The organism is Streptomyces sp. NPDC030021, from assembly GCF_055574035.1.
This window is the reverse complement of sequence record NZ_JBVIAH010000007.1, coordinates 339,191-361,562: the sequence shown is the minus strand read 5'-3', so window position 1 is coordinate 361,562 and position 22,372 is coordinate 339,191. Positions and strand designations below refer to the sequence as shown.

Below are 22,372 nucleotides of genomic sequence, written 5' to 3'. Positions count from 1 at the left end.
GTGGTCAGCGGGGTGGGGCCCCGGTGGTCTCACGGGCCCCGACGGCCAGCCGCTTCTCCTCGCGGCGCTGGGCGCGGCGGCGCAGGAAGCGGCGGATCCGGCTCCAGAGGAAGAACAGTATGGCCAGCCCGATGGCCAGCAGCACGGCCGCGATGATCGCGGCGGCCTCGGGGTTGAACATCGCGAAGGTGACGAGCCCGGCCACGCCGAGGTCCTCGGCGATGCTCATCCCCACATTGGTGAAGGGCTCGGGCGAGGTGTTGATCGCCATCCGGGTTCCGGCCTTGACGAAATGGCTGGCCAGCGCTGTGGAGCCGCCGACCGCGGCAGCGGTGATCTCGGGGAGCGAGCCGGTCTGCCCGGCCAGCAGCGCACCGATCACCGCACCGGACACCGGCCGGATCACCGTGTGGACGGTGTCCCATATCGAGTCCATGTACGGGACCTTGTCGGCGATCGCCTCGCACAGGAACAGCACCGCCGCGACGATCAGCACGTCCGTGCGTTGCAGGGAGGCGGGAACGTCGTCGGTGAGGCCGGTGCGGCCGAAGATGCCGAGCAGGAGGACCACGGCGTAAGCGTTGATCCCACTGGCCCAGCCGCTGGTGAAGACCAGGGGGAGCACACTCATCGGATCATCATGCCGTACGGAAACGCAGAAAAGTGAGGGGACGGCCGCACAGCGGCCATCCCCTCACCCACGTTGTCCGGGGCTAGTGCCCCTGCTCGTCACGGCGGCGCTGCCACCGTTCCTCGATGCGGGTCATCATCGACCGACGCTGCCGGTTCCGGCCATGGGCCGGACCGCCGGTACTTCCGGAGACGGGCTGCTCGCCAGGCTTGGGTGCCTTGCGCCAACCGGTGACCACCAGGACCGTACATCCCAGCATGACGAGGAAACCCACCACGCTGATCCAGAGCACGTTCGGAATGATCACACCGGTCATGAGGAGCGCGATACCCACCACAATGCCTGCGACTGCCTGGTAGACCCGTCGCCGGGTGTACGTACGCAGTCCGCTTCCCTCAAGCGCTGTCGCGAACTTGGGATCTTCGGCGTACAGCGCTCGCTCCATCTGCTCGAGCATTCGCTGCTCGTGCTCCGAGAGCGGCACGGGAGTCCTCCTCATCCGTCGGTCGCGGGGGGTAGCGACCAGGGGTCCCCTTCAGGATAGGCGGGGAATCGCCCCCGTGACACCCGCCCTCTACGCCGCGTTCCAAATGGACGCGGCCCAGAAATGACGCAGCCGGTGAAAGCGCTGCGTGAAAACCGTACCGCCGCGGGGGCGGTCACTGAGGCGCTTATTCCCCAATGGTCCGTCCACCATGCCGGTCTTGCACCTGATCATACGGGGCCGACCGGCGGATCGGAGGGTGTGTGGCCGACTCCGCGAGCGGAAGGCCGCGGTTCAGGCTCGCTTCTCACCCAGGACGTGCAGCTGGGTGGCGACCGCGTGGAAGGCGGGCAGCTCGGCGGCGGCCTCCTCCAGGCGCAGCAGCGCCTCCACGGCGCCGGGCTCGGTGTCCACCAGGACCCCGGGCACGAGGTCGGCGAAGATCCGCACGCCGTGCACCGCGCCGACCGCGAGGCCGGCGCCGCCGACCAGCTCGGAGAGCTGCTCGGCGGTGAAGCGGCGCGGTACCGGGTCGCCGGAGCCCCAGCGGCCGGCCGGGTCGGTGAGGGCGGTACGGGCCTCCGTGAAGTGCCCGGCCAGGGCGCGGGCCAGCACGGCCCCGCCGAGACCGGCGGCCAGCAGGCTGAGCGTCCCGCCGGCCCGCAGTGCGGCCACCGTGTTGGCCACGCCCTCCGCGGGGTCGTCCACGTACTCCAGCACGCCGTGGCAGAGCACCACGTCGTAGGCGTCCTGCTCGACGACGTCCAACAGGCCCTGGGCGTCGCCCTGGACGCCGCGCACGAGATCGGCGACACCGGCCTCGGCCACCCGGCGCTCCAGCCCGAACAGCGCGTTCGGGCTGGGGTCGACCACGGTGACCCGGTGGCCCAGACGGGCCACCGGCACGGCGAACTTGCCGGTGCCGCCACCGGTGTCGAGCACGTCCAGCACATCCCGCCCGGTCGCCTTCACCCGGCGGTCGAGCGCCTCCTTGAGGACCTCCCACACCACGGCGGTGCGGAGGGAGGCACGGGGGCGGGAAGTGTCCGACACGGCTGATGGCTCCTCGGCGCGGTAAAGGGTGAGCGGTCCTGGCCCACCCTATTGCCTTCCGCCGCCGGGCAGCTCATCCCGCGTCCGGATGCTCCGGACGTGGTTGCGGCAGGGTCTTCTCCAGGGGCTGGGGTGCCGTCCGGACGGTGAGCATCCGCTCGACCAGGCGAAGGAACATCGAGGCCGCCCGCACCAGATCGTCCGCGTCCCGGCGGCTCGCCGCGTCCGCTATCCCCGCCTCGGCCCTGGCCCGGCGCGCGGCGCCGGAGGCGAAGAGGGCGCTCCACTCGGCCAGCTCCGGCGCTATCTCGGGCAGCACCTCCCACGCGCTGCGGATCCGGGGCCGCCGGCGCGGGTTCACCGGTTCGGGCCGGGCGCGCGCGGCGAGCACGGCCGCGGCGGTGCGCAGCGCGGCGAGGTGGGCGGTGGCGTAGCGCTCGTTGGGGCGGGTCAGCCGGGCGGCCTCGGCCAGGCCGCTGTGGGCCTTGGCGAGCAGATCGAGGGCTGCCGGTGGGGCCGTCGACTTGCGCAGGACGGGGTGGACAGGGGACGGGGACGGTGTGGCCATGACGAACCTCCTGTCGATGCGTTGCCCCCATCGTGACGTGCCCCACTGACAATTGCGTTGACCTGGGCTTTTACGGTCACGAACCGGGCAACTGCCCCCTCCTGCGCACCTGGTGCGAAGAAGGATGCTAGTTTTTGAACTGACCGGTCAGTTCAAAAAGAAGGGGGACGGCGTGGACAGCCCGCACGGCGCGGCCGTCAAGGCCGAGGACTTCGGACTCAAGGGCCCGCGAGGCTGGGCCTTCCGGGGAGTCGGTATCGACGCGGCGCCCGGCTCGCTCATCGCGGTCGAAGGCCCCTCCGGCAGCGGTCGTACCTGCCTGCTCCTCGCCCTCACCGGGCGGATGAAGCCCACCCGGGGCCACGCCGAGGTCGGCGGCCACCGGCTGCCGAAGCGGATGACGGCGGTCCGCCGGATCGCCGCACTCGGCCCGGTCACCGGGGTCAACGAGCTCGACCAGGCCCTCACGGTCGCGGAACAGCTGCGCGAGGGCGCCCTGCTCCAGCGCCACTACGGCGCTCCGGTCCGCGCGATGCTGCGGCCCCGGGCCGAGCGCCGCGCCGCGGCCGAGGCGCGGATCGCCGCCGCCCTGGAGGCCGCCGGACTGGACCTCGCCACGCTGCCCAAGGGCGAGCGGACCTCCGTACGGGACCTGGAACGCCTGGAGTCCGTGCGGCTGTCCGTCGCCATCGCGCTGCTGGGCTCCCCGGGGCTGCTGGCCCTCGACGACCTCGACCTCAAGCTGTCGGACACCGAACGCGCCGAGGCCTGGGACCTGCTCCGCTCGGTCGCCGCCCGCGGGATCACCGTCCTCGCGGTGTGCAGCGAGGCGCCCGCCGACGCGATCGTCCTGCGGACCTCACCCAAGGAGCCGGCCGGGCCGGACGGGCCGGGCGCGCCCGCCGTCGCGCAGGGCGACGCCGACGCCGACGCCGGCAGCAGCTCCGAGATCGACACGAAGCACGACACGAAGCACGACACGAAGCGCGACACCAAGAGCGATTCCGGGAACGACGACACGAAGGGGGCGGACGATGCGCTCGCCGAAGCTGGCCGCGCTTGAGCTGAAGCGGTTCGGGCGGGGGAAGCTGCCACGGGCCGCTCTCGTCGCGCTGCTCCTGCTGCCGCTGCTCTACGGAGCCCTGTACCTGTGGTCCTTCTGGGACCCCTACAAGAACCTCGACAGGGTGCCCGTCGCCGTCGTCAACGACGACAAGGGCACGACCGTCGACGGCAAGCGCCTCGACGCCGGCGCCGAGATCGCCAAGAAGCTGCACGCCAGCAAGAAGTCCTTCGAATGGCACGACGCGAGCGCCGAGGAGGCGGCCAAGGGCCTGGAGGACGGTACGTACTACCTGACCCTGACCATGCCCGCCGACTTCAGCGCGAAGATCGCCTCCAGCTCCGGCGAGGACCCGACCACCGGGGCCCTCCAGGTCCGCACGAACGACGCCAACAACTACATCGTCGGCTCGATCTCGCGCACCGTCTTCTCCGAGGTCCGCTCCGCGGCGTCCGCCAACGCCTCCCGCGGCTTCCTCGACAAGATCTTCGTCAACTTCTCCGACCTGCACGACAAGACCGCCGAGGCGGCCGACGGCGCAGACAAGCTCAAGGACGGCGCGGGCAGGGCCCAGGAAGGCGCCAAGGAGCTCGCCGACGGCCTCGACACGGCGCAGGAGAAGTCCGGCGAGCTCAACAGCGGCCTGCAGAAGCTGAACACGGCGGCCGGCAAGCTGGAGACCGGCTCCAAGGACGTCGCGGACGGTACCCAGGCGCTGGCCGACAAGGTCAACGGGGCCGCGGACAAGGCCCGCCCCTTCGTCAAGGACCCCAAGAACCTGGCCGACACCGCCGAGCTGGTCGCCGACAGCGCGAAGGTCGTCCGCAACCACCTCGACAAATTCGCCGAGAAGGCCCCGGCCGCCGCCGCTGCCGCCAAGAAGGCGGCCACCGTCGCCGACACGTACTACACCAAGCACTGCGTGACCCCCGGCGGCGAACCGCACCTGGCCTCCTGCCCCGACCTGAAGACGGTCAGGGACAGCACGGCCGAGGCCGCCGAGCTCAGCGGGGACGTCAGCACCCTGGCCAAGAACGCCAACGGTGACGTCGCCAAGCTCCGCACCCAGCTCACCGACCTGGAGAACAAGGCCCGCGAGCTCGTCGACAAGGCCCCACGGCTCGCGAGCGACCTCGACGCGGCCGTCGCCAAGGTCAACGCCCTCAACGCCGGTGCCCACAAGGTGTCCGCCGGCATGGCCCAGCTGCACACCGGCCTCGGCTCCGCCACCACCGGCTCCGGCGCCCTCACCGACGGCGTCGGCAAGCTCGGCGACGGCGCCCACCAGCTCGACGGCGGCATGTACAAGCTCGTCGACGGCACCGGCGAGCTCGCCGGCGGCCTGCACGAGGGGGCCGGCAAGATCCCCGACTACGACCAGCAGCAGCGCGACCAGCGCACCCAGGTCATGGCCGACCCGATCCAGCTCGCCAACCAGTCCCTGCACAAGGCGCCCAACTACGGCACCGGCTTCGCGCCCTACTTCATCCCGCTCTCCCTCTGGGTCGGCTCGATGGTCGCCTACATGCTGATCGCCCCGCTGAACCGGCGGGCCCTGGCCGCCGGTGCCTCGCCCTGGCGGGTCGCCCTCGCCGGCTGGCTGCCCGTGGCGGGCCTCGGCACCGCGCAGGTGGCCCTGCTGATGTCCGTACTGCACTGGGCGCCCGGCCTCGGCCTGAAGATGGCCCACCCGGCCCTGACCATCGGCTTCCTGATGCTGGTCACCGGCTGCTTCGCGGCGATCGTCCAGTGGCTCAACGCCAAGTTCGGCGCCGCCGGCCGCATCCTGGTGCTGGCCGTCCTGATGCTCCAGCTGACCTCGGCGGGCGGCACCTACCCCGTCCAGACCAGCCCGGACTTCTTCAACTGGATCCACCCGTACCTGCCGATGTCGTACATCGTCGAGAGCCTGCGCCGCCTCATCACCGGTGGCGACCTCGCCCCGGTCTGGCAGGGTGGCGCGGTCCTGCTGGCCTTCACCGCCGGCGCCCTCGCCCTCACCGCGCTCGCCGCCCGCGGCAAGCAGGTGTGGACCATGGACCGACTGCACCCGGAACTGAGCCTGTAGGGACGTGTTGACCTGTGACAATCAGCGCCATGGAAAGCAGCAGCACCGGTACGGGTACCGGCGGGGGCCGTCGTGCGATCACCCGGCAGAAGCTCTACGAAGCGGCGGTCACCCTGATCGCCGAGCAGGGCTTCTCCGCGACCACGGTCGATGAGATCGCCGAGCGGGCGGGCGTCGCGAAAGGCACCGTCTACTACAACTTCGCGAGCAAGAACGAGCTCTTCGAGGAGCTGCTGAGGCACGGCGTCGGCCTGCTGACGGTCTCCCTGCGGACCGCGGCCGAGGAGACGGAGGCCCGCGGCGGCAGCCGCGTCGAGGCGCTCGACGCCATGATCCGCGCGGGGCTCGTCTTCATCGACCGGTACCCGGCCTTCACCCAGCTGTACGTCGCCGAGCTGTGGCGCACCAACCGCGCGTGGCAGTCCACGCTGATGGTGGTCCGGCAGGAGGCGGTGGCCGTCGTGGAGAAGGTGCTGCGCGAGGGCGTCGAACGCGGTGAGCTGAGCGCCGAGATCGATGTGCCGCTCACGGCGGCCGCGATGGTCGGGATGGTGCTGGTGGCCGCCTTGGACTGGCAGTCCTTCCAGAGCGAGCGGTCCCTGGACGACGTGCACTCGGCGCTGTCGCTGCTGCTGCGGGGCCGGGTCAGCGGCAACCGCTGAGTCCCGGCGCGCCGGCACACCCCCCAGTCGGCGGTGCCGCGCGGGCGCGCCGCCCCGTAGAACTGGTGGGGCCGGCCGCGGCGGCTGAGTATCCGCACCTAGGCACGGAAATGAGTACGTGCGCGGATGGGCTCCCACCTGCGCGGACGCCAGAATGGGAGCAACGGACAGGAGACCCGGTCCGCACCGCCGACACGGGGCTGCGGAGCGGACCGGGTGCCTCCTTCCGTGACCGGGACGGGGGACGACGAGGGATCGGCGACCCGGTGAAGCGATACGTGAAGCGGCGGGGCTCGGGGGGATCGAGCCTCGCCGTTTCGCGTCCGCCGTTTCGCGTCCGCGGGTTCGGCGGCTCGTGGGGCGGCGCGCCACGGTTGCCGGGGCTCCGCCCCGGACCCCGCGCCTCAAACGCCGGCGGGGCGGGATATTCCAGCCCCGCCGGCGTTTGAGGCGAAAGGTGCCTCAGCCGCGGTTCCTCAGCGGGAGCCGGAGGCGGGCGGCGGTCAGGCGGGTCGACACCGCCGAGGTGACCGCGGACCGGCGGGCCGAGAGGGCCCAGGAGATGCGGGCCGCCGAGCGGGGCAGCAGCAGGGCGCGCAGCCGGGGGAGCCTGTCCGCGGACGCCAGCAGGCCCGTACGGGCCAGCAGTACGTCGTCCGCCAGCTCCGGGTACGAGACCTCCGCGCCCGGGGGCGCGTACAGGGCCCGTTCCACCGCACCGGCGACCCGGTGCACGGCCGCCGCGGGTTCCGGCTCCAGGCGGCCCAGGTCCACGATCCGGCTCGCCGCCCGGCGCGGGGACAGCGCCTCGTCCGGGACCACACCCGCGTCCCAGGCGGTGTCGCCCAGTTCCCGCCAGGCCGTCAGTACCTCCCCGGTCGCCAGCCGCCTGGCCCGCAGCCGGGTCCGCCACAGCAGCGGGAGCAGGGGCAGGCCCAGCACCGCCACCACGAGAGCGGCCCAGCCGAGGACCGTCGTCACCGACGGCCCGCCGCCGCCGCTCGCGTTCTGCACGGGCGCCGCGGCGCCGCACTCGCCGAGCTTCTTCAGGGCCGGCGGGCACTCGGGGGTCGCCGAGGGCGCCGTCGACGGCAGCGCCGCGCTCTGCGAGGGCAACGGCGCCGGCGCGGACGGCTGGGCGGCCGGCGTCTGGGCCCGGGAGTAGTCCGGAATGTTGATGCCGGAGCGGGGCGTCGGCTCGAAGCGGGTCCAGCCCACACCCTCGAAGTACAGCTCGGGCCAGGCGTGCGCGTCGCGCATCGACACGTTCACGCTGCCGTCCGACTGCTTCTCGCCGGGCGTGAAGCCCACCGCGACGCGGGCCGGGATGCCCAGCGAGCGGGACATCGCCGCCATCGAGAAGGCGAAGTGGACGCAGAAGCCTTCCTTGTCGTCGAGGAACCGGGCGACCGCCTGCGGACCCGTGCCCGAGGCCGTCTTCGTGTTGTAGCGGAACCCGCCGTTCACGGCGAAGTAGTCCTGCAGCCTCACGGCCCGCGTGTAGTCGTCCTTCGCCCCCTGCGTCACCTGACGGGCCCGCTCGGCGACCACCGGCGGCAGGTTGTCCGGGAGCTTCGTGTACTCCTCCCGGATCGCCGGGTCGGGCTCCGGGGCCTTCTGGAGCTGCTGGGCCGTCGGCTTCAGCAGCAGGCTGCGCACTGTGTATTCGGCGCCCTGGACGTTCTGGAACCTGTCGCGGCCCAGCTGGTCGCCGACCAGGGTCCGGCCGGCCGGCTCGAACCGCCACTTGCCGCCGACGTTCACCGACGTCGCCGGATACGGCATGGGGAGGTAGCGCTGGGTGTAGTAGTCCGCCGCCGAGATGCTGGTGGTGACCTCGACCGCGCTGCCGCTGACCGGGGCACGGAGCCCGGGCGGTGCCGGCAGCTCTTCGGGCACGTCGATCAGGGCCCGCCCGGAGGCCTCCCACTTGACGCCGTTGAACTCGTCCAGGGCCACGATCCGCAGGTACTGCTCGCCCTGCTGCGGGCTGTTGGTCCGGTACCGCAGGATCACGCGGTTGTCCTGCGCGTTCAGGTTGCTCTGCAGGGAGACCAGCGGGTTGACCGCCGAGATCGTCCCGCCCGTGCCGCCGCCGTCCTCGTCGGCGTCCTGCGTGCCGCCCAGCAGACCGCCGCCGAGCGAGGGCAGGACGGCCGGCACCGCCAGCGCCAGGCCCAGGGTCACCGCGCCGATCCGCCGCCCGAACTTCACGGGCGCCGTCGCCTGCCCGCCCGCCCCGTTGCCGAGGCCGGAGTCGGCGGCGCCCCGGCGCGGGGTGGCGCCGAAGACGCGGCCCCACTGGGCGAGCCGGTCACGGCCCTCGGACAGCAGCAGCATCAGGTAGCCGCAGCCCGCGAGCAGGAAGGAGAACCAGGAGGCGTCCCCGCCGCCCGCCAGGCCCGAGGCCACCGAGTACAGCGCCAGCAGCGGCAGCCCGGCCGCGGCGGCCGTGCGCATGGTCACCGCCAGGGTGTCCACCAGCAGCCCGATCAGCAGCACGCCGGACACCAGCAGCAGCTTGATGCCGTCCGTCAGCGGAGCCGGGATCGCGAACTCGCCCACGTCCCGGACGCCCTGACCGACCAGCGCGCCGAAGTCGGTCACCAGGTAGGCCAGCGGCCCGTCCCCGTGGGACTCGCCCTTGCCTGCGTAGAGGAACGCGAGCAGCAGCAGCGACACCAGCGCCTGCGCGGCCACGGTCAGTGTCCGGGCCAGCGGCACCCGCCGGACCCCGGCGCCCACCGCGCTCTGCACGGCGAGCAGCAGCGCCGCCTGCAGCAGCCAGGCCTGCGAGTCCACCAGCGGGTTCAGCGACCACGAGGTGAGCAGCGTCGCCAGTGCCGCGAACAGCGTCAGTTTCGCCCGCCCGCTCATTCCCGACCTCCGGAGGTTCCCGTACCGACGCGCGCGGTTCCGGCCTGGCGCCACAGTTCGCCGAAGGCCACCCCGGGCGGGGCGGCCAGTGCGGTCCAGCCCGCGTCGCGCAGCCTGCGCAGCCGCTCCTCCAGCGGGGGCACGGCGTGCCCCGGGGCGGGCTGTCCGCCCCAGCTCGCGGAGTCCAGTACGAAGGCCACGGCACCGGAGGTGCGCTGGCGCATCCGGGCCGCCAGTTCTGTCTGTACGTCGTCCAGGTCGCCGAAGAAGGCGATGAGGAGCCCGTCACCGCCGGCTCCGCCGAAGCCGCCGCTGCCGCCGGAGCGCACCGCGTCGTAGGCGCGGGAGAGCCCGGCGCCGTCGGAGTGCCCGACGACCGCGAGGGTGTCCATCATCAGCCCGGAGGCCTCCGCGGACTCCTGGCCGCCGGAGGAGAAACCGCCGCCGCCCTCACCGGGCACGGCGTCGCCGGTGTCGGTGAGCAGCCGTGCGGAGAAGCCCTGTTCCAGGACGTGCACCAGGCTGGAGGCGGCCGCCGAGACGGCCCACTCGAAGGCGGAGTCGGGGCCGGCGCCGTCGAAGGCCAGGCGTCGGGTGTCCAGCAGGACGGTGGCCCGGCTGCGCTGCGGCTGCTCCTCGCGGCGGACCATCAGCTCGCCGTAGCGGGCGGTGGAGCGCCAGTGCACGCGGCGCAGGTCGTCGCCGCGCCGGTAGCCGCGGGGGATCACGTCGTCGTCGCCGGCCAGGGCCAGGGAGCGGCGGCTGCCGTCGCCGTAGCCGTTGGACTCGCCGGCCAGGCGGACCGGCGGCAGGGGCTCGGTGCGCGGGATGACGGTGAGGATGTCGTAGGTGCTGAAGGAACGGGTCAGCTCGACCAGCCCGAAGGGGTCGGAGAGGCGCAGCTGGAGCGGGCCGAGCGGATAGCGGCCGCGCAGGTCGGAGCGGACCCGGTAGGACACCTCGCGGCGGCCGCCGGGCTCGACCCGGTCCAGTACGAACCGCGGGCGCGGGCCCAGTACGTAGGGCACCCGGTCCTGGAGCATCAGCAGGCCGGTGGGGAGCCGGGAGACGTTGTCCATGCGCAGCTGCACGCGGGCCTCGCTGCCCGCGGGGACCCGCCCCGGGCTGAGCCGGCGGCTGCCGGAGACCCGGAAGCGGGTGCGGTGGAGGGCGTAGACGCAGATCAGCGGCAGGAGGGCGAGCAGCATGCCGACCCGCAGCAGTTCGCCTTGGCCCAGGACGTACGCGCAGACGGCGGCGGCTATCCCGGCGGCCAGGAACGAGCGGCCGCGGGTGGTCAGTCCGGACAGCGACGCGCGCAGTCCGCCACCCTCCCCCGGGCCACCGGCGCCGCGCGGGCCACCGGCGCTCATCAGAAGCCCCGGATGCCAGCGCCGGGCGGCATCTCGCCGCGGGCGTGCGCGGCCGGTACGGGGGTGCGCTGCAGGATCTCGCCGACGACCTGCTCGGCGGTGCGGCGGTTCAGCTGGGCCTGCGCGGTGGGCAGCAGCCGGTGCGCGAGGACCGGGGCGGCCAGGGCCTGGACGTCGTCGGGCAGGACGTAGTCCCGGCCGGCGAGCGCGGCGGAGGCCTTCACGGCGCGCAGCAGGTGCAGGGTGGCCCGGGGCGAGGCGCCGAGCCGCAGGTCGGGGTGGGTGCGGGTGGCGGAGACCAGGTCGACGACGTAGCGCTTGACGGGCTCGGCCACGTACACCTCGCGGACCGCCTCGATCAGCTTGACGATCTCGTGGGAGTGCGCGACGGAGGTCAGGTCGTCGAGCGGGGAGACCCCGCCGTGCACGTCGAGCATCTGGAGCTCGGCCTCGGGGCTGGGGTAGCCGACGGAGACGCGGGCCATGAAGCGGTCGCGCTGGGCCTCGGGCAGCGGGTACGTGCCCTCCATCTCCACCGGGTTCTGGGTGGCGACGACCATGAAGGGGCTGGGCAGCGTGTAGGTCGTGCCGTCGATGGTGACCTGGCGCTCCTCCATCGACTCCAGCAGCGCGGACTGGGTCTTCGGCGAGGCGCGGTTGATCTCGTCACCGATGACGATCTGCGCGAAGATCGCGCCCGGCTTGAACTCGAACTCGCGGCGCTGCTGGTCGTAGATGCTGACACCGGTGATGTCGGAGGGCAGCAGGTCCGGCGTGAACTGGATGCGCTGGACCGAGCAGTCGATGGACTTGGCGAGCGTCTTGGCGAGCATCGTCTTGCCGACGCCGGGTACGTCCTCGATCAGCAGGTGTCCCTCGGCGAGGAGCACGGTCAGCGCGAGGCGCACGACCTCGGGCTTGCCCTCGATCACGCTCTCGACCGACCGGCGCACCCGCTCCACCGTGCTGGTCAGATCCGCGAGGCTCGCTCGGTCGTCGTACGTCGTCACCTTGGTTCTCCTCGGCCCTTTCCCAGGGCCGACGCCCTTGGCGCATGAACCGGCCCACCCCGAAACACGGACACCGGCCCCGGGGATCCCGGGTGGTGCCATCCCGCATTCTTGACGGCGTTACGGCCTCGTGTCACTCAAGAGCTGGGATCGATCTCCCGCAGGAGCCCGGTGTGCACATCGAAGACGAAGCCTCGCACATCGTCCTTGTGGGGCAGGAACGGGTTCGTGCGGACCCGCTGCATCGACTGGCGAACGTCCTGGTCGACGTCCCGGAAGGCCTCGACGGCCCAGGCGGGACGCTGGCCGACCTCGTCCTCCAGCTCGTGCCGGAAGTCCTCGGTCAGGTTTTCGAGACCACAGCCGGTGTGGTGGATGAGTATGACCGCGCGGGTGCCCAGGGCGCGCTGGCTGATCGTGAGGGAGCGGATCGTGTCGTCGGTGACCACACCGCCCGCGTTGCGGATCGTGTGACAGTCGCCGAGTTCCAGGCCGAGGGCCTTGTGCAGGTCGAGGCGGGCGTCCATGCAGGCCACGACGGCGACCTTGAGGACGGGGCGGGCGTCCATGCCAGGGTCGGAGAACTCCGCGGCATAGCGCTGATTCGCCTCGACCAGCCGGTCGGTGACGGATCCGCCGACGGATGCCTCGGGCGCGGACTCGGCAGGCAGGGATGCGGAAGTCGTCATGGGTACGACGTTAGTGGTCACGGCGGCTTGTGGCCTCGCGTGAGAGCGGACAAAGAACGCCAACGAGGCTTGTTGTGAGCTAACCCACAGGGGTGGGCGTGACGCGGCTGTTCGGGTGATTCGCGGCATTTGCCGGTTCGCCCCGAGAGCCGTGGACGGCGCGCGGGGCGGTTCGTTGACCGCGGCGACCGTTGCACTAAAGTGACGCGAACCGGCCGGAGCCCGGCCCTGACCGGCCGCCCGGCCCCCGATGAACACTCCGCGTGCGCGGCGCGTACGTACGGCCCGGCCCTCTCCCGCTCACCGGCCGGCCGGCGCCACCTTCCCCGGCGCCGGCCGCGGATGCGGGGGCCCGGTGGTGCGTACGCCTGCCGCGCCGTTATCTGAGAGGGCGCTTTGACTAGCGAGTCCCGACATGTCCCGGTGATGCTCCAGCGGTGCCTGGACCTGTTGGCCCCGGCGCTGGAGAGGCCCGGGGCCGTCGTCGTCGACTGCACCCTCGGCCTCGGCGGCCACAGCGAGGCCCTGCTGACCCGGTTCCCCGAGGCCCACCTGATCGGCCTCGACCGCGACAAGGAGGCCCTGCGGCTCTCCGGCGAGCGGCTCGCGCCCTTCGGCGACCGGGCCACCCTCGTCCACGCGATCTACGCCGACCTCGCCGAGGTCCTGGACGGGCTGGGCATCCCGGCGGTCCAGGGCATCCTCTTCGACCTGGGCGTCTCCTCCATGCAGCTGGACGAGGCCGACCGCGGGTTCGCGTACGCCCAGGACGCGCCACTGGACATGCGCATGGACCAGACGACGGGCATCAGCGCCGCCGAGGTGCTCAACAGCTACGCGCCGGGCGAGCTGGTGCGGATCCTGCGCCAGTACGGCGAGGAGAAGCAGGCCAAGCGGATCGTCTCGGCGATCGTCCGGGAGCGGGGGAAGGAGCCCTTCACCAACAGCGCCCGGCTGGTCGAACTGATCCGCGACTCCCTTCCGCAGGCCGCCAAGCGGACCGGCGGCAACCCGGCGAAGCGGACCTTCCAGGCACTGCGGATCGAGGTCAACGGGGAGCTCTCCGGGCTGGAGCGGGCCATTCCGGCGGCGGTGGACCGGATCGCGGTCGGCGGCCGGATCGCGGTGCTCTCGTACCACTCGCTGGAAGACCGGCTGGTCAAGCAGGTCTTCGCGGCCGGTGCCACCTCGACGGCCCCGCCCGGCCTGCCGGTGGTGCCCGAGAAGTACCAGCCGAAGCTGAAACTGCTCACGCGCGGCGCCGAGCTGCCCACCGAGGAGGAGATCGCCGAGAACCGGCGGGCCGCCCCCGCCAGATTCCGGGGCGTCGAACGCATCCGGGAGGCGCGGCTGTGACCAAGGCCGGGAAGGTCGCCACGCTGACCCGCGGGCAGGCGGCCCGCCTCGGCCGGGTGCTCGGCGGCCGCCCGGCCCGCCCCCGGCCCGGCGGGCAGGCGGCCCGGATGCCGTTCGTCCTGCTGGTCGTGGCCCTGCTCGGCGGCGGCCTGATCAGCCTGCTGCTGCTGAACTCGGCACTGAACGAAGGCTCCTTCCAGCTCAGCAAGCTCACGAAGGAGACCACCGCCCTCACCGACGAGGAGCAGGCGCTGCAGCGCGACGTCGACGCCTACTCCGCACCCGACGCGCTCCAGCGCCGGGCGCACGAGCTGGGCCTGGTCCCCGGCGGCAGCCCGGTCTTCATCGGCCCGGACGGCAAGGTCGCCGGCAGCGCGGCACCGGCCGAAGCCCCGCCGTCGCCGACCCCGCCCCCACCGGCGGCCCCGAACGCCTCCCCGGCCGCACCTGCCGCGTCGGCTCCGGCCTCGCAGAGCCCGGCAGCCGCGTCCCCGGCCCAGCCCTTGCAGCAGCCCACCCCCAACCCAGGTCGGTGATGTCGTGACGCGGATCCCTGCGGGGCCGTTCCCCACCTCGCCCTTCCTCCGTTCCCCGGGCTCTGCCCGGACCCGCTCCTCAATCGCCGGCGAGGCTGGATCTGCAGCCCCTCCGGCGTTCGAGGAGCGGGGTTCGGGGCGGAGCCCCGCCACCGCGGCGGTGGCCGCGTGAGCCCGCAGGAGCCGCCCCGGCGGCGGGTGCCCGGACCGGCCAGGCCGCCGCGGGCCGGCGACCGGGCCAGGGCCACCGCCCGCCCGGCCTCGCGCCCGGCGACCCGGCGGCCGGCGGGCCCCCGTACCCCGCACACGATCCGGCTCGGCAGCCCACGGCCCCGGCTGCGCCTGGTCAGCGTCGGCCTGACCCTCGTCATGCTGGCCTTCGTGGTCCGCCTGCTCCAGGTCCAGGCCGTCGACGCCGCGGCGTTCTCCGCCGAGGCCTCCAAGAACCGCTACACCAGCGTCAAGCTGGCCGCCGAGCGCGGTGAGATCACCGACCGCCGGGGCGTGGCGCTCGCCACCAGCGTCGACGCGTACGACATCACCGCCGACCCGAAGATGTTCACCCCGCAGGACAGCAAGGCCCCGGACGCCCCGCAGCAGGCCGCCGCCCTCCTCGCGCCCATCCTCGGCAAGGACGCCAAGGAGCTCGCCCAGCGGCTGAGCACCAAGAACTCCCGGTACGTCGTCCTCGCGCAGCGCCAGACCCCCCAGGTCTGGAACCAGATCAAGGACCTCAAGCGGGTCTTCGCGGACAAGGCGGCGGCCGACAAGCGGAGCAACGGCCCCGGCGCCAACGTCCTCGCCGGCGTGTTCAAGGAGACCAGCAGCAAGCGCGTGTACCCGAACGGCGACCTCGCCGCCGGGATACTGGGTTACGTCAACGCCGAGGGCAGGGGCGCCGGCGGCCTGGAGTCCTCCCTCGACAAGAAGCTGTCCGGCAAGGACGGCGAGATCACCTACGCCCAGTCCGGCGGCCGCCAGGTGCCCACCGCCGACTCCAACGAGAAGCCCGCCGTCCCCGGCGAGGACATCCAGCTGACCATCGACCGGGACATCCAGTGGGCGGCGCAGAGCGCGATCGCCGAGCAGGTCCAGAAGTCCGAGGCCGACCGCGGCTACGTCATCGTCCAGGACACCCGCACCGGCGAGGTACTGGCCATGGCCAACGCCCCCGGCTTCGACCCCAACGACCTGACCCGGGCCAGCTCCGCCGCCATGGGCAACGCCGCGCTCCAGGACGTGTACGAGCCCGGCTCCACCGCCAAGGTCATGTCGATGGCCGCTGTGCTGGAGGAGAAGAAGGCCACCCCGGAGACCCGTGTCGAGGTCCCCAACCGGCTGCACCGCGGCGACCGGCTGTTCAAGGACGACATCGACCACCCGACCTGGTACCTGACCCTCAACGGGGTCCTCGCCAAGTCCTCCAACATCGGCACCATCCTGGCCACCGGCCAGCTCGGCCCCACCCAGCCCGAGGCCAACGAGGTCCTGCACTCCTACCTGACCAAGTTCGGCATCGGCCGGCCCACCGGCCTGAACTACCCCGGCGAGTCCCGCGGCATCCTCGCCGACGCCAAGGACTGGTCCACCTCCCAGCAGTTCACGATCCCCTTCGGCCAGGGACTCTCCCTCAACGCCATGCAGGCGGCCTCCGTGTACTCGGCCATCGCCAACGGCGGGGTCCGCATCGAGCCGACGCTGGTGCGCGGCACCAAGGGCCCCGACGGCCGCTTCACCCCGGCCCCCGCCCCCGAGCGCAGCCGCGTGGTCAGTGCCGAGACCGCCAAGACCCTCGCCGAGATGCTCGAATCCGTGGTCGACGACCAGGAGGGCACCGGCACCAAGGCGCGGATCCCCGGCTACCGGGTCGGCGGCAAGACCGGCACCTCCAACCGGGTGGATCCGGCCACCGGCCGCTACAAGGGCTACACCGCCTCCTTCGCCGGATTCGCACCCGCGGACAACCCGCGCATCACCGTCTACTGCGCCATCCAGAACCCCACGAAGGGCAGCTACTTCGGCGGCCAGATCTGCGGCCCCATCTACAAGAAGGTCATGGAGTTCGCGCTCAAGACCCTCCAGGTGGCTCCCACGGGAACCGCACCTGCCGGGCTTCCCGTCACCTACGACGCCGCTCCTCAGCCCGCCCCGCAGCCCAGTCCGCAGCCCGGTCAGTGACCCACAGCCAGGCCGGCCCGCAAGAAAAGCGTGAGGCACCATCAGTGACAACCATCACCCCGGAACCCGGGAACCCGACGACCGCCGAGGCCGAGGCCGGGGCCTCATTTCGCGGGCGGCCCGCCGCGCCCGGTACGCTCACCGCCGTGCCCCACGCTGATCAGCCCAGAAAGACCCAGAAAGCCCCGGCGACGCCGCCGGGAGCGCCCCGGCCCGCGTCCGCCAGCCCGAGCCCGCTGGGCGAGCTGGCCACCCTGCTGGGCATCCCGGCGCCCGGCGCGGCGCAGATCACCGGCATCACGCACGACTCCCGTGCGGTCCGCCCCGGTGACCTGTACGCGGCCCTGCCGGGAGCCAGGACGCACGGCGCCGACTTCGCCGCCCAGGCGGCCGGTCTCGGCGCCGCCGCCGTGCTGACCGACCCGGCGGGGGCGGAGCGCGCCGCGGCGACCGGCCTGCCGGTCCTGACCGTCGACGCCCCGCGCGGCCGGATGGGAGAGCTCGCCGCCGCGATCTACGGGCGCCCCGGTGAGGGCCTGCTCCAGATCGGCATCACCGGCACCTCCGGCAAGACCACCACGGCGTACCTCGTCGAGGGCGGCCTGCGCGCGGCGGGCCGCAGCACCGGACTGGTCGGCACCGTCGAGATGCGCATCGGCGACGAGCGCATCAAGTCCGAGCGGACCACCCCCGAGGCCACCGACCTCCAGGCCCTCTTCGCGGTCATGCGCGAACGCGGGGTCGAGGCCGTGGCCATGGAGGTCTCCAGCCACGCCCTGGTGCTCGGCCGGGTCGACGGCTGCGTCTTCGACGTCGCCGTCTTCAACAACCTGAGCCCGGAGCACATGGAGTTCCACTCCGACATGGAGGACTACTTCCAGGCCAAGGCGGGGCTCTTCACCGCCCGCCGGGCCCGCCTGGGCGTGGTCAACCTCGACGACGAGTACGGCCGCCGCCTGGCCAAGGAGGCCACCGTCCCGGTCGTCACCTTCTCCGCCGCGGGCGACCCGGCCGCCGACTGGCGCGCCGAGGACGTGGTCTTCGGCCCGGCGAGCTCCACCCTGACCCTGCTGGGCCCCGAAGGACAGCGCGTCCGCGCCACCGCGCCGCTGCCCGGCCCGTTCAACGTCGCCAACACCGTCGCCGCGATCGTCACGCTTGCCGCCGCCGGCCTCGACCCGCAGACCGCCGCGGACGGCGTCGCCGCGGTCCCCGGGGTCCCCGGCCGGCTGGAGCGGGTGGACGCGGGACAGCCGTACCTCGCCGTCGTCGACTACGCGCACAAGACCGACGCCGTGGAATCGGTGCTGCGCGCGCTGCGCGAGGTCACCGAGGGCAAGCTGCACATCGTGCTCGGCTGCGGCGGCGACCGTGACACCACCAAGCGCGGCCCGATGGGGGCCGCGGCCGCCCGGTTCGCCGACGTAGCCGTCCTGACCTCCGACAACCCGCGCTCCGAGGACCCGCTCGCGATCCTCGCCGCGATGTTCGAGGGCGCCGTGTCCGTGCCTCCCGCCGAGCGGGGCACCGTCCTGGTCGACGCCGACCGGGCCGCGGCCATCGCGGCCGCCGTCGCCCGCGCCCGGCCCGGTGACACCGTGCTGGTGGCCGGCAAGGGGCACGAGCAGGGCCAGGACACCGCCGGTGTCGTACGCCCCTTCGACGACCGCGAGGTGCTCCGCGCCGCGATCGAGCACCAGACCGTGCTCGACCGGACGGCCGCGCCCGATGAAACGACTCAGGTCCGACAGGCCGAGGTGAACCAGTGATCGCCCTTTCCCTCGCCGAGATCGCCGACATCACCGGCGGGCGGCCCCACGACATACCGGATCCGTCCGTCCAGGTCACCGGCCCCGTGGTCTACGACTCCCGTGAGGTCGGGCCGGGCAGCCTGTTCGCCGCCTTCGTCGGCGAGCGGGTCGACGGCCACGACTACGCGGAACGCGCGGTGTCCGCCGGGGCCGTGGGCGTCCTCGCGACCAGGCCCGTCGGCGTACCGGCCATCGTGGTCCCCGACGTGGTGGCCGCCCTCGGCGCACTCGCCCGGGCCGTGGTCACCCGCCTGGGCACCGACGTCGTGGCCCTCACCGGATCCGCCGGCAAGACCTCCACCAAGGACCTGATCGCGCAGGTGCTGCAGCACCACGCGCCCACCGTGTGGACCCCCGGGAACCTCAACAACGAGATCGGCCTGCCGATCACGACGCTGCGCGTCACCGAGGACACCCAGCACCTGGTCCTGGAGATGGGCGCCCGCGGCATCGGCCACATCCGCTACCTCACCGGACTGACGCCCCCGCGGATCGGTCTGGTCCTCAACGTCGGCACCGCCCACATCGGCGAGTTCGGCGGACGTGAGCAGATCGCGCAGGCCAAGGGGGAGCTGGTCGAGGCCCTGCCGGCCGAGGCGGAGGGCGGAGTCGCCGTCCTCAACGCCGATGACCTGCTGGTTCGTGAGATGGCCGGGCGCACGAAGGCCCGTACGGTCCTGTTCGGTGAGGCCGAGGACGCCGAAATCCGGGCCACCGAAGTCCGCATGACGGACAGGGGGCAGGCTTCCTTCACACTGCACACACCGACCGGGTGCAGCGACGTGACCTTGCGGCTGTACGGTGAGCACCACGTGTCGAACGCGCTCGCCGCGGCCGCCGTCGCCCATGTACTGGGCATGTCCGCACAGGAGATCGCCACGGCGCTCTCCGGGGCGGGCACGCTGTCCCGGTGGCGGATGGAGGTCACCGAGCGGGCGGACGGTGTGACGATCGTCAACGACGCCTACAACGCGAACCCCGAGTCCATGCGGGCCGCACTCCGCGCGCTCGCCGCGATGGGCGGTGCCGGCAGGGCGAACGGGGGACGCACGTGGGCGGTGCTCGGCCCGATGGCCGAGCTCGGAGACGACGCTCTCGCCGAGCACGACGCGGTCGGACGGCTTGTCGTCCGGCTCAACGTGAGCAAGCTCGTCGCAGTCGGGGGCAGGGAAGCATCCTGGCTGCAACTGGGCGCATATAACGAGGGTTCGTGGGGTGAGGAGTCGGTGCTCGTGTCCGACGCACAGGCGGCGGTCGACCTGTTGCGCAGTGAACTGCGCCCGGGTGACGTCGTGCTGGTGAAGGCTTCCAGGTCGGCCGGTCTGGAGCGGGTGGCCCAGGGCCTTCTCGACAGCACTGTCGAGGGCGAGGTCGCCGACCGATGAGGCAGATCCTGTTCGCCGGTGTCATCGGCATGTTCCTCACCGTCATCGGCACCCCGCTGCTGATCAAGCTGCTCGCCCGCAAGGGCTACGGCCAGTTCATCCGCGACGACGGCCCCCGCGGCCACGCCGGGAAGAAGGGCACGCCCACGATGGGCGGTATCTCCTTCATCCTGGCGACGCTCATCGCGTACGCCCTGACGAAGGTCCTCACCGGTGAGGAGCCGAGCTTCTCGGGCCTGCTCGTCCTGTTCCTGATGGCGGGCATGGGCGTCGTCGGGTACCTGGACGACTACATCAAGATCGTCAAGCGGCGTTCGCTGGGTCTGCGGGCCAAGGCGAAGATGTCCGGCCAGCTGATCGTCGGCATCGCCTTCGCGGTACTGGCCCTCCAGTTCAAGGACTCCCGCGGGCTGACCCCGGCCTCCACCAAGCTGTCGTTCGTCACGGACTTCGGCTGGGCGATAGGTCCGGTGCTGTTCGTGGTCTGGGCGCTGTTCATGATCCTGGCGATGTCCAACGGCGTGAACCTCACCGACGGTCTGGACGGTCTCGCGACCGGCGCCGCCGTGATGGTCTTCGGCGCCTACACCTTCATCGGTGTCTGGCAGTTCCAGGAGTCCTGCGCCAGGGCCGGTGACCTCACCAACCCGAACGCGTGCTTCGAGGTGCGCGACCCGCTCGACCTCGCGGTCGTCGCCTCCGCCCTCATGGGCGCCTGCTTCGGCTTCCTGTGGTGGAACACCTCGCCCGCCAAGATCTTCATGGGTGACACCGGCTCGCTCGCCCTCGGCGGCGCGCTCGCGGGCCTCGCCATCTGCTCCCGCACGGAGTTCCTGATGGCGCTCCTCGGCGGCCTCTTCGTGCTCATCACGATGTCGGTCGTCATCCAGGTCGGTTCCTTCAAGATGACCGGCAAGCGGGTCTTCCGGATGGCGCCACTGCAGCACCACTTCGAGCTCAAGGGCTGGTCCGAGGTGCTGGTCGTGGTCCGCTTCTGGATCATCCAGGGCATGTGCGTGATCGTTGGTCTCGGTCTCTTCTACGCGGGATGGGCAGCCGACAAGTGACGTCCTGGCAGGACAAGAACATCACCGTCGCCGGTCTCGGCGTGAGCGGCATCAGTGCCGCCCGCGCCCTGGCCGGCCTCGGCGCAGTGGTGACCGTCGTCGACAACGGTGACGGTGACGCGCACCGCGCCCGCGCCGGCGAGCTCGCGGCGGAGGGCATCACCGTCCGCATCGGCCGCCTGGCGGACGGCGGGCACGCGGGCGAGGTACTGCCCGAGGGCACCGAACTGGTCGTCACCTCGCCGGGCTGGAAGCCCGACAGCCCGCTGTTCGAGGCCGCCGCCAAGGCCGGCGTGGACGTGGTCGGAGACGTGGAGATCGCCTGGCTGCTGCGCGAGGTCGGCCAGGAGCTGCGCGCCGCGCGCTCCGGCGAGGACGGGGCCACGGCGCCCCGCAAGGCCCCGGCCGCCTGGCTCGCGATCACCGGCACCAACGGCAAGACCACCACCACCCAGATGCTGGCGTCGATCCTGAAGGCCGCGGGGCTGCGCACCGCCGCTGTCGGCAACATCGGCACCCCGATCATCGACGTGGTGCTCGGCGAGCAGGAGTACGACGTGCTCGCCGTCGAACTCTCCAGCTACCAGCTGCACTGGGCGCCCTCGCTGCGCGTCCACTCGGCGGCCGTGCTGAACCTGGCCCCCGACCACCTCGACTGGCACGGCTCGATGCAGGCGTACGCCGCCGACAAGGGCCGGATCTACGAGGGCAACACGGTCGCCTGCGTCTACAACGTTGCCGACCCGGCCACGGAGAACCTGGTCATGGAGGCCGACGTCGAAGAGGGCTGCCGCGCGATCGGCTTCACCCTCGGCGCCCCCGGCCCCTCCATGCTCGGCGTCGTCGACGGTGTCCTCGTCGACCGGGCCTTCGTGGAGAACCGGCAGAAGAACGCCCAGGAGCTCGCCGAGGTCACGGACGTCAACCCGCCGGCCCCGCACAACATCGCCAACGCGCTCGCCGCCGCGGCCCTGGCCCGTGCCTTCGGCGTGGAGGCACGCGCCGTTCGCGACGGGCTGCGCGACTTCCGCCCGGACGCCCACCGCGTCGCGTACGTGGACGAGGTCGCCTCGGTCACCTACATCGACGACTCCAAGGCCACCAACACGCACGCGGCCGAGGCCTCCCTCGCGGCCTTCGAGCCGGTCGTCTGGATCGCCGGCGGCCTCGCCAAGGGCGCGACCTTCGACGAGCTCGTGAAGAACGCCGCGAAGCGGCTGCGCGGCGCCGTGCTGATCGGCGCCGACCGGGCGCTCATCGCCGAGGCGCTGGCGCGACACGCCCCCGAGGTCCCGGTCGTCGACCTCGACCGGACCGACACTGGGGCGATGCTCGCAGCGGTCCGGGAAGCCGCCGCGCTCGCCGAGCCCGGCGACACGGTCCTGCTGGCACCGGCCTGTGCCTCGATGGACATGTTCGCGAACTACAACAAGCGTGGGGACGCATTCGCCGACGCGGTGCGCGAACTGGCCGCCGAGAACGCTGCGGACACGGCCTAGGCCGGGGGCTCCGGGACAGGTTCCCTCCGGCCGGCAGCTCGCCTCGTACGAGTGGAGGGGAA

18 protein-coding genes are annotated in these 22,372 nt (G+C 72.4%); 10 read left to right on the top strand and 8 right to left on the bottom strand.

Annotated elements, in window-relative coordinates; translation table 11 throughout:
• Positions 1–4 precede the first annotated feature (4 nt).
• From ACZ4YL_RS16990 to ACZ4YL_RS16975, 4 genes are all read right to left on the bottom strand, one after another.
• The gene (locus tag ACZ4YL_RS16990) at positions 5–631 is read right to left on the bottom strand and encodes a DUF4126 domain-containing protein (protein ID WP_468117208.1); all 627 of its coding nucleotides are present in this window, start codon (positions 629–631) and stop codon (positions 5–7) included.
• 82 nt (positions 632–713) lie between these two features.
• Complete coding sequence (locus ACZ4YL_RS16985) at positions 714–1,115, bottom strand: DUF3040 domain-containing protein (RefSeq protein ID WP_150257083.1); 402 nt, start codon at positions 1,113–1,115, stop codon at positions 714–716.
• Positions 1,116–1,409: 294 nt separating this feature from the next.
• Positions 1,410–2,168 (bottom strand): methyltransferase, encoded by a 759-nt coding sequence (locus ACZ4YL_RS16980; protein ID WP_468117206.1) that lies wholly within the window; start codon positions 2,166–2,168, stop codon positions 1,410–1,412.
• 73 nt (positions 2,169–2,241) lie between these two features.
• On the bottom strand, positions 2,242–2,736 hold the full coding sequence (locus ACZ4YL_RS16975; RefSeq protein ID WP_351156221.1) for an SAV_6107 family HEPN domain-containing protein: 495 nt from the start codon (positions 2,734–2,736) through the stop codon (positions 2,242–2,244).
• 172 nt (positions 2,737–2,908) lie between these two features.
• Here ACZ4YL_RS16975 and ACZ4YL_RS16970 point away from each other — a divergent pair, with 172 nt between their 5' ends.
• The 3 genes from ACZ4YL_RS16970 to ACZ4YL_RS16960 are packed head-to-tail and all read left to right on the top strand — an operon-like array spanning position 2,909 to position 6,529.
• On the top strand, positions 2,909–3,799 hold the full coding sequence (locus ACZ4YL_RS16970) for an ATP-binding cassette domain-containing protein (RefSeq protein ID WP_468117204.1): 891 nt from the start codon (positions 2,909–2,911) through the stop codon (positions 3,797–3,799).
• Positions 3,771–5,867, top strand: coding sequence for a YhgE/Pip family protein (locus tag ACZ4YL_RS16965; protein WP_468117203.1), 2,097 nt, complete (start codon positions 3,771–3,773; stop codon positions 5,865–5,867). Before ACZ4YL_RS16970 ends, ACZ4YL_RS16965 begins: the two co-directional genes overlap by 29 nt.
• 29 nt (positions 5,868–5,896) lie before the next feature.
• Positions 5,897–6,529 (top strand): TetR/AcrR family transcriptional regulator, encoded by a 633-nt coding sequence (locus ACZ4YL_RS16960; RefSeq protein WP_030016832.1) that lies wholly within the window; start codon positions 5,897–5,899, stop codon positions 6,527–6,529.
• Positions 6,530–6,991: 462 nt separating this feature from the next.
• Here the strand turns inward: ACZ4YL_RS16960 and ACZ4YL_RS16955 are convergent, their stop codons facing one another.
• The 4 genes from ACZ4YL_RS16955 to ACZ4YL_RS16940 all read right to left on the bottom strand — a co-directional run bounded on the left by ACZ4YL_RS16955 (position 6,992) and on the right by ACZ4YL_RS16940 (position 12,541).
• Positions 6,992–9,406 carry a transglutaminase TgpA family protein gene (locus ACZ4YL_RS16955; RefSeq protein ID WP_468117201.1) on the bottom strand — a complete coding sequence of 805 codons (2,415 nt, stop codon included), beginning with the start codon at positions 9,404–9,406 and terminating at the stop codon, positions 6,992–6,994.
• The gene (locus ACZ4YL_RS16950; protein WP_468117199.1) at positions 9,403–10,779 is read right to left on the bottom strand and encodes a DUF58 domain-containing protein; all 1,377 of its coding nucleotides are present in this window, start codon (positions 10,777–10,779) and stop codon (positions 9,403–9,405) included. The genes ACZ4YL_RS16955 and ACZ4YL_RS16950 overlap by 4 nt, the downstream gene beginning before the upstream one ends.
• Positions 10,779–11,789 carry an AAA family ATPase gene (locus ACZ4YL_RS16945; RefSeq protein ID WP_301371679.1) on the bottom strand — a complete coding sequence of 337 codons (1,011 nt, stop codon included), beginning with the start codon at positions 11,787–11,789 and terminating at the stop codon, positions 10,779–10,781. Before ACZ4YL_RS16945 ends, ACZ4YL_RS16950 begins: the two co-directional genes overlap by 1 nt.
• 137 nt (positions 11,790–11,926) lie before the next feature.
• Positions 11,927–12,541 carry a beta-class carbonic anhydrase gene (locus ACZ4YL_RS16940; RefSeq protein WP_468117197.1) on the bottom strand — a complete coding sequence of 205 codons (615 nt, stop codon included), beginning with the start codon at positions 12,539–12,541 and terminating at the stop codon, positions 11,927–11,929.
• 333 nt (positions 12,542–12,874) lie between these two features.
• Here ACZ4YL_RS16940 and rsmH point away from each other — a divergent pair, with 333 nt between their 5' ends.
• The 7 genes from rsmH (at position 12,875) to murD (ending at position 22,310) form a co-directional block, all read left to right on the top strand.
• Positions 12,875–13,834, top strand: a complete 960-nt coding sequence (gene rsmH, locus ACZ4YL_RS16935) for a 16S rRNA (cytosine(1402)-N(4))-methyltransferase RsmH (protein WP_468117195.1) — start codon at positions 12,875–12,877, stop codon at positions 13,832–13,834.
• On the top strand, positions 13,831–14,370 hold the full coding sequence (gene ftsL, locus ACZ4YL_RS16930) for a cell division protein FtsL (protein ID WP_468117193.1): 540 nt from the start codon (positions 13,831–13,833) through the stop codon (positions 14,368–14,370). The genes rsmH and ftsL overlap by 4 nt, the downstream gene beginning before the upstream one ends.
• Positions 14,371–14,538: 168 nt before the next feature.
• Complete coding sequence (locus ACZ4YL_RS16925; protein ID WP_468117191.1) at positions 14,539–16,548, top strand: peptidoglycan D,D-transpeptidase FtsI family protein; 2,010 nt, start codon at positions 14,539–14,541, stop codon at positions 16,546–16,548.
• Between the two features lie 44 nt (positions 16,549–16,592).
• Complete coding sequence (locus ACZ4YL_RS16920) at positions 16,593–18,317, top strand: UDP-N-acetylmuramoyl-L-alanyl-D-glutamate--2,6-diaminopimelate ligase (protein ID WP_468117190.1); 1,725 nt, start codon at positions 16,593–16,595, stop codon at positions 18,315–18,317.
• Positions 18,314–19,744 (top strand): UDP-N-acetylmuramoyl-tripeptide--D-alanyl-D-alanine ligase, encoded by a 1,431-nt coding sequence (locus ACZ4YL_RS16915; protein WP_351156198.1) that lies wholly within the window; start codon positions 18,314–18,316, stop codon positions 19,742–19,744. The genes ACZ4YL_RS16920 and ACZ4YL_RS16915 overlap by 4 nt, the downstream gene beginning before the upstream one ends.
• Entirely contained in the window at positions 19,741–20,811 is a 1,071-nt protein-coding gene (gene mraY, locus ACZ4YL_RS16910) for a phospho-N-acetylmuramoyl-pentapeptide-transferase (protein WP_266390627.1), read from the top strand. Before ACZ4YL_RS16915 ends, mraY begins: the two co-directional genes overlap by 4 nt.
• On the top strand, positions 20,793–22,310 hold the full coding sequence (gene murD, locus ACZ4YL_RS16905) for a UDP-N-acetylmuramoyl-L-alanine--D-glutamate ligase (RefSeq protein WP_468117188.1): 1,518 nt from the start codon (positions 20,793–20,795) through the stop codon (positions 22,308–22,310). The genes mraY and murD overlap by 19 nt, the downstream gene beginning before the upstream one ends.
• The last annotated feature ends 62 nt before the right edge of the window (positions 22,311–22,372 follow it).

Excerpts from the sequence above, each read along its gene's own strand:
- ACZ4YL_RS16950 (WP_468117199.1), bottom strand. The coding sequence starts at position 10,779 with ATGAGCGCCGGTGGCCCGCGCGGCGCCGGTGGCCCGGGGGAGGGTGGC.
- ACZ4YL_RS16965 (WP_468117203.1), top strand. The coding sequence starts at position 3,771 with ATGCGCTCGCCGAAGCTGGCCGCGCTTGAGCTGAAGCGGTTCGGGCGG.
- ACZ4YL_RS16960 (WP_030016832.1), top strand. The coding sequence starts at position 5,897 with ATGGAAAGCAGCAGCACCGGTACGGGTACCGGCGGGGGCCGTCGTGCG.
- mraY (WP_266390627.1), top strand. The coding sequence starts at position 19,741 with ATGAGGCAGATCCTGTTCGCCGGTGTCATCGGCATGTTCCTCACCGTC.
- murD (WP_468117188.1), top strand. The coding sequence starts at position 20,793 with ATGGGCAGCCGACAAGTGACGTCCTGGCAGGACAAGAACATCACCGTC.
- ACZ4YL_RS16975 (WP_351156221.1), bottom strand. The coding sequence starts at position 2,736 with ATGGCCACACCGTCCCCGTCCCCTGTCCACCCCGTCCTGCGCAAGTCG.
- ACZ4YL_RS16990 (WP_468117208.1), bottom strand. The coding sequence starts at position 631 with ATGAGTGTGCTCCCCCTGGTCTTCACCAGCGGCTGGGCCAGTGGGATC.
- ACZ4YL_RS16955 (WP_468117201.1), bottom strand. The coding sequence starts at position 9,406 with ATGAGCGGGCGGGCGAAACTGACGCTGTTCGCGGCACTGGCGACGCTG.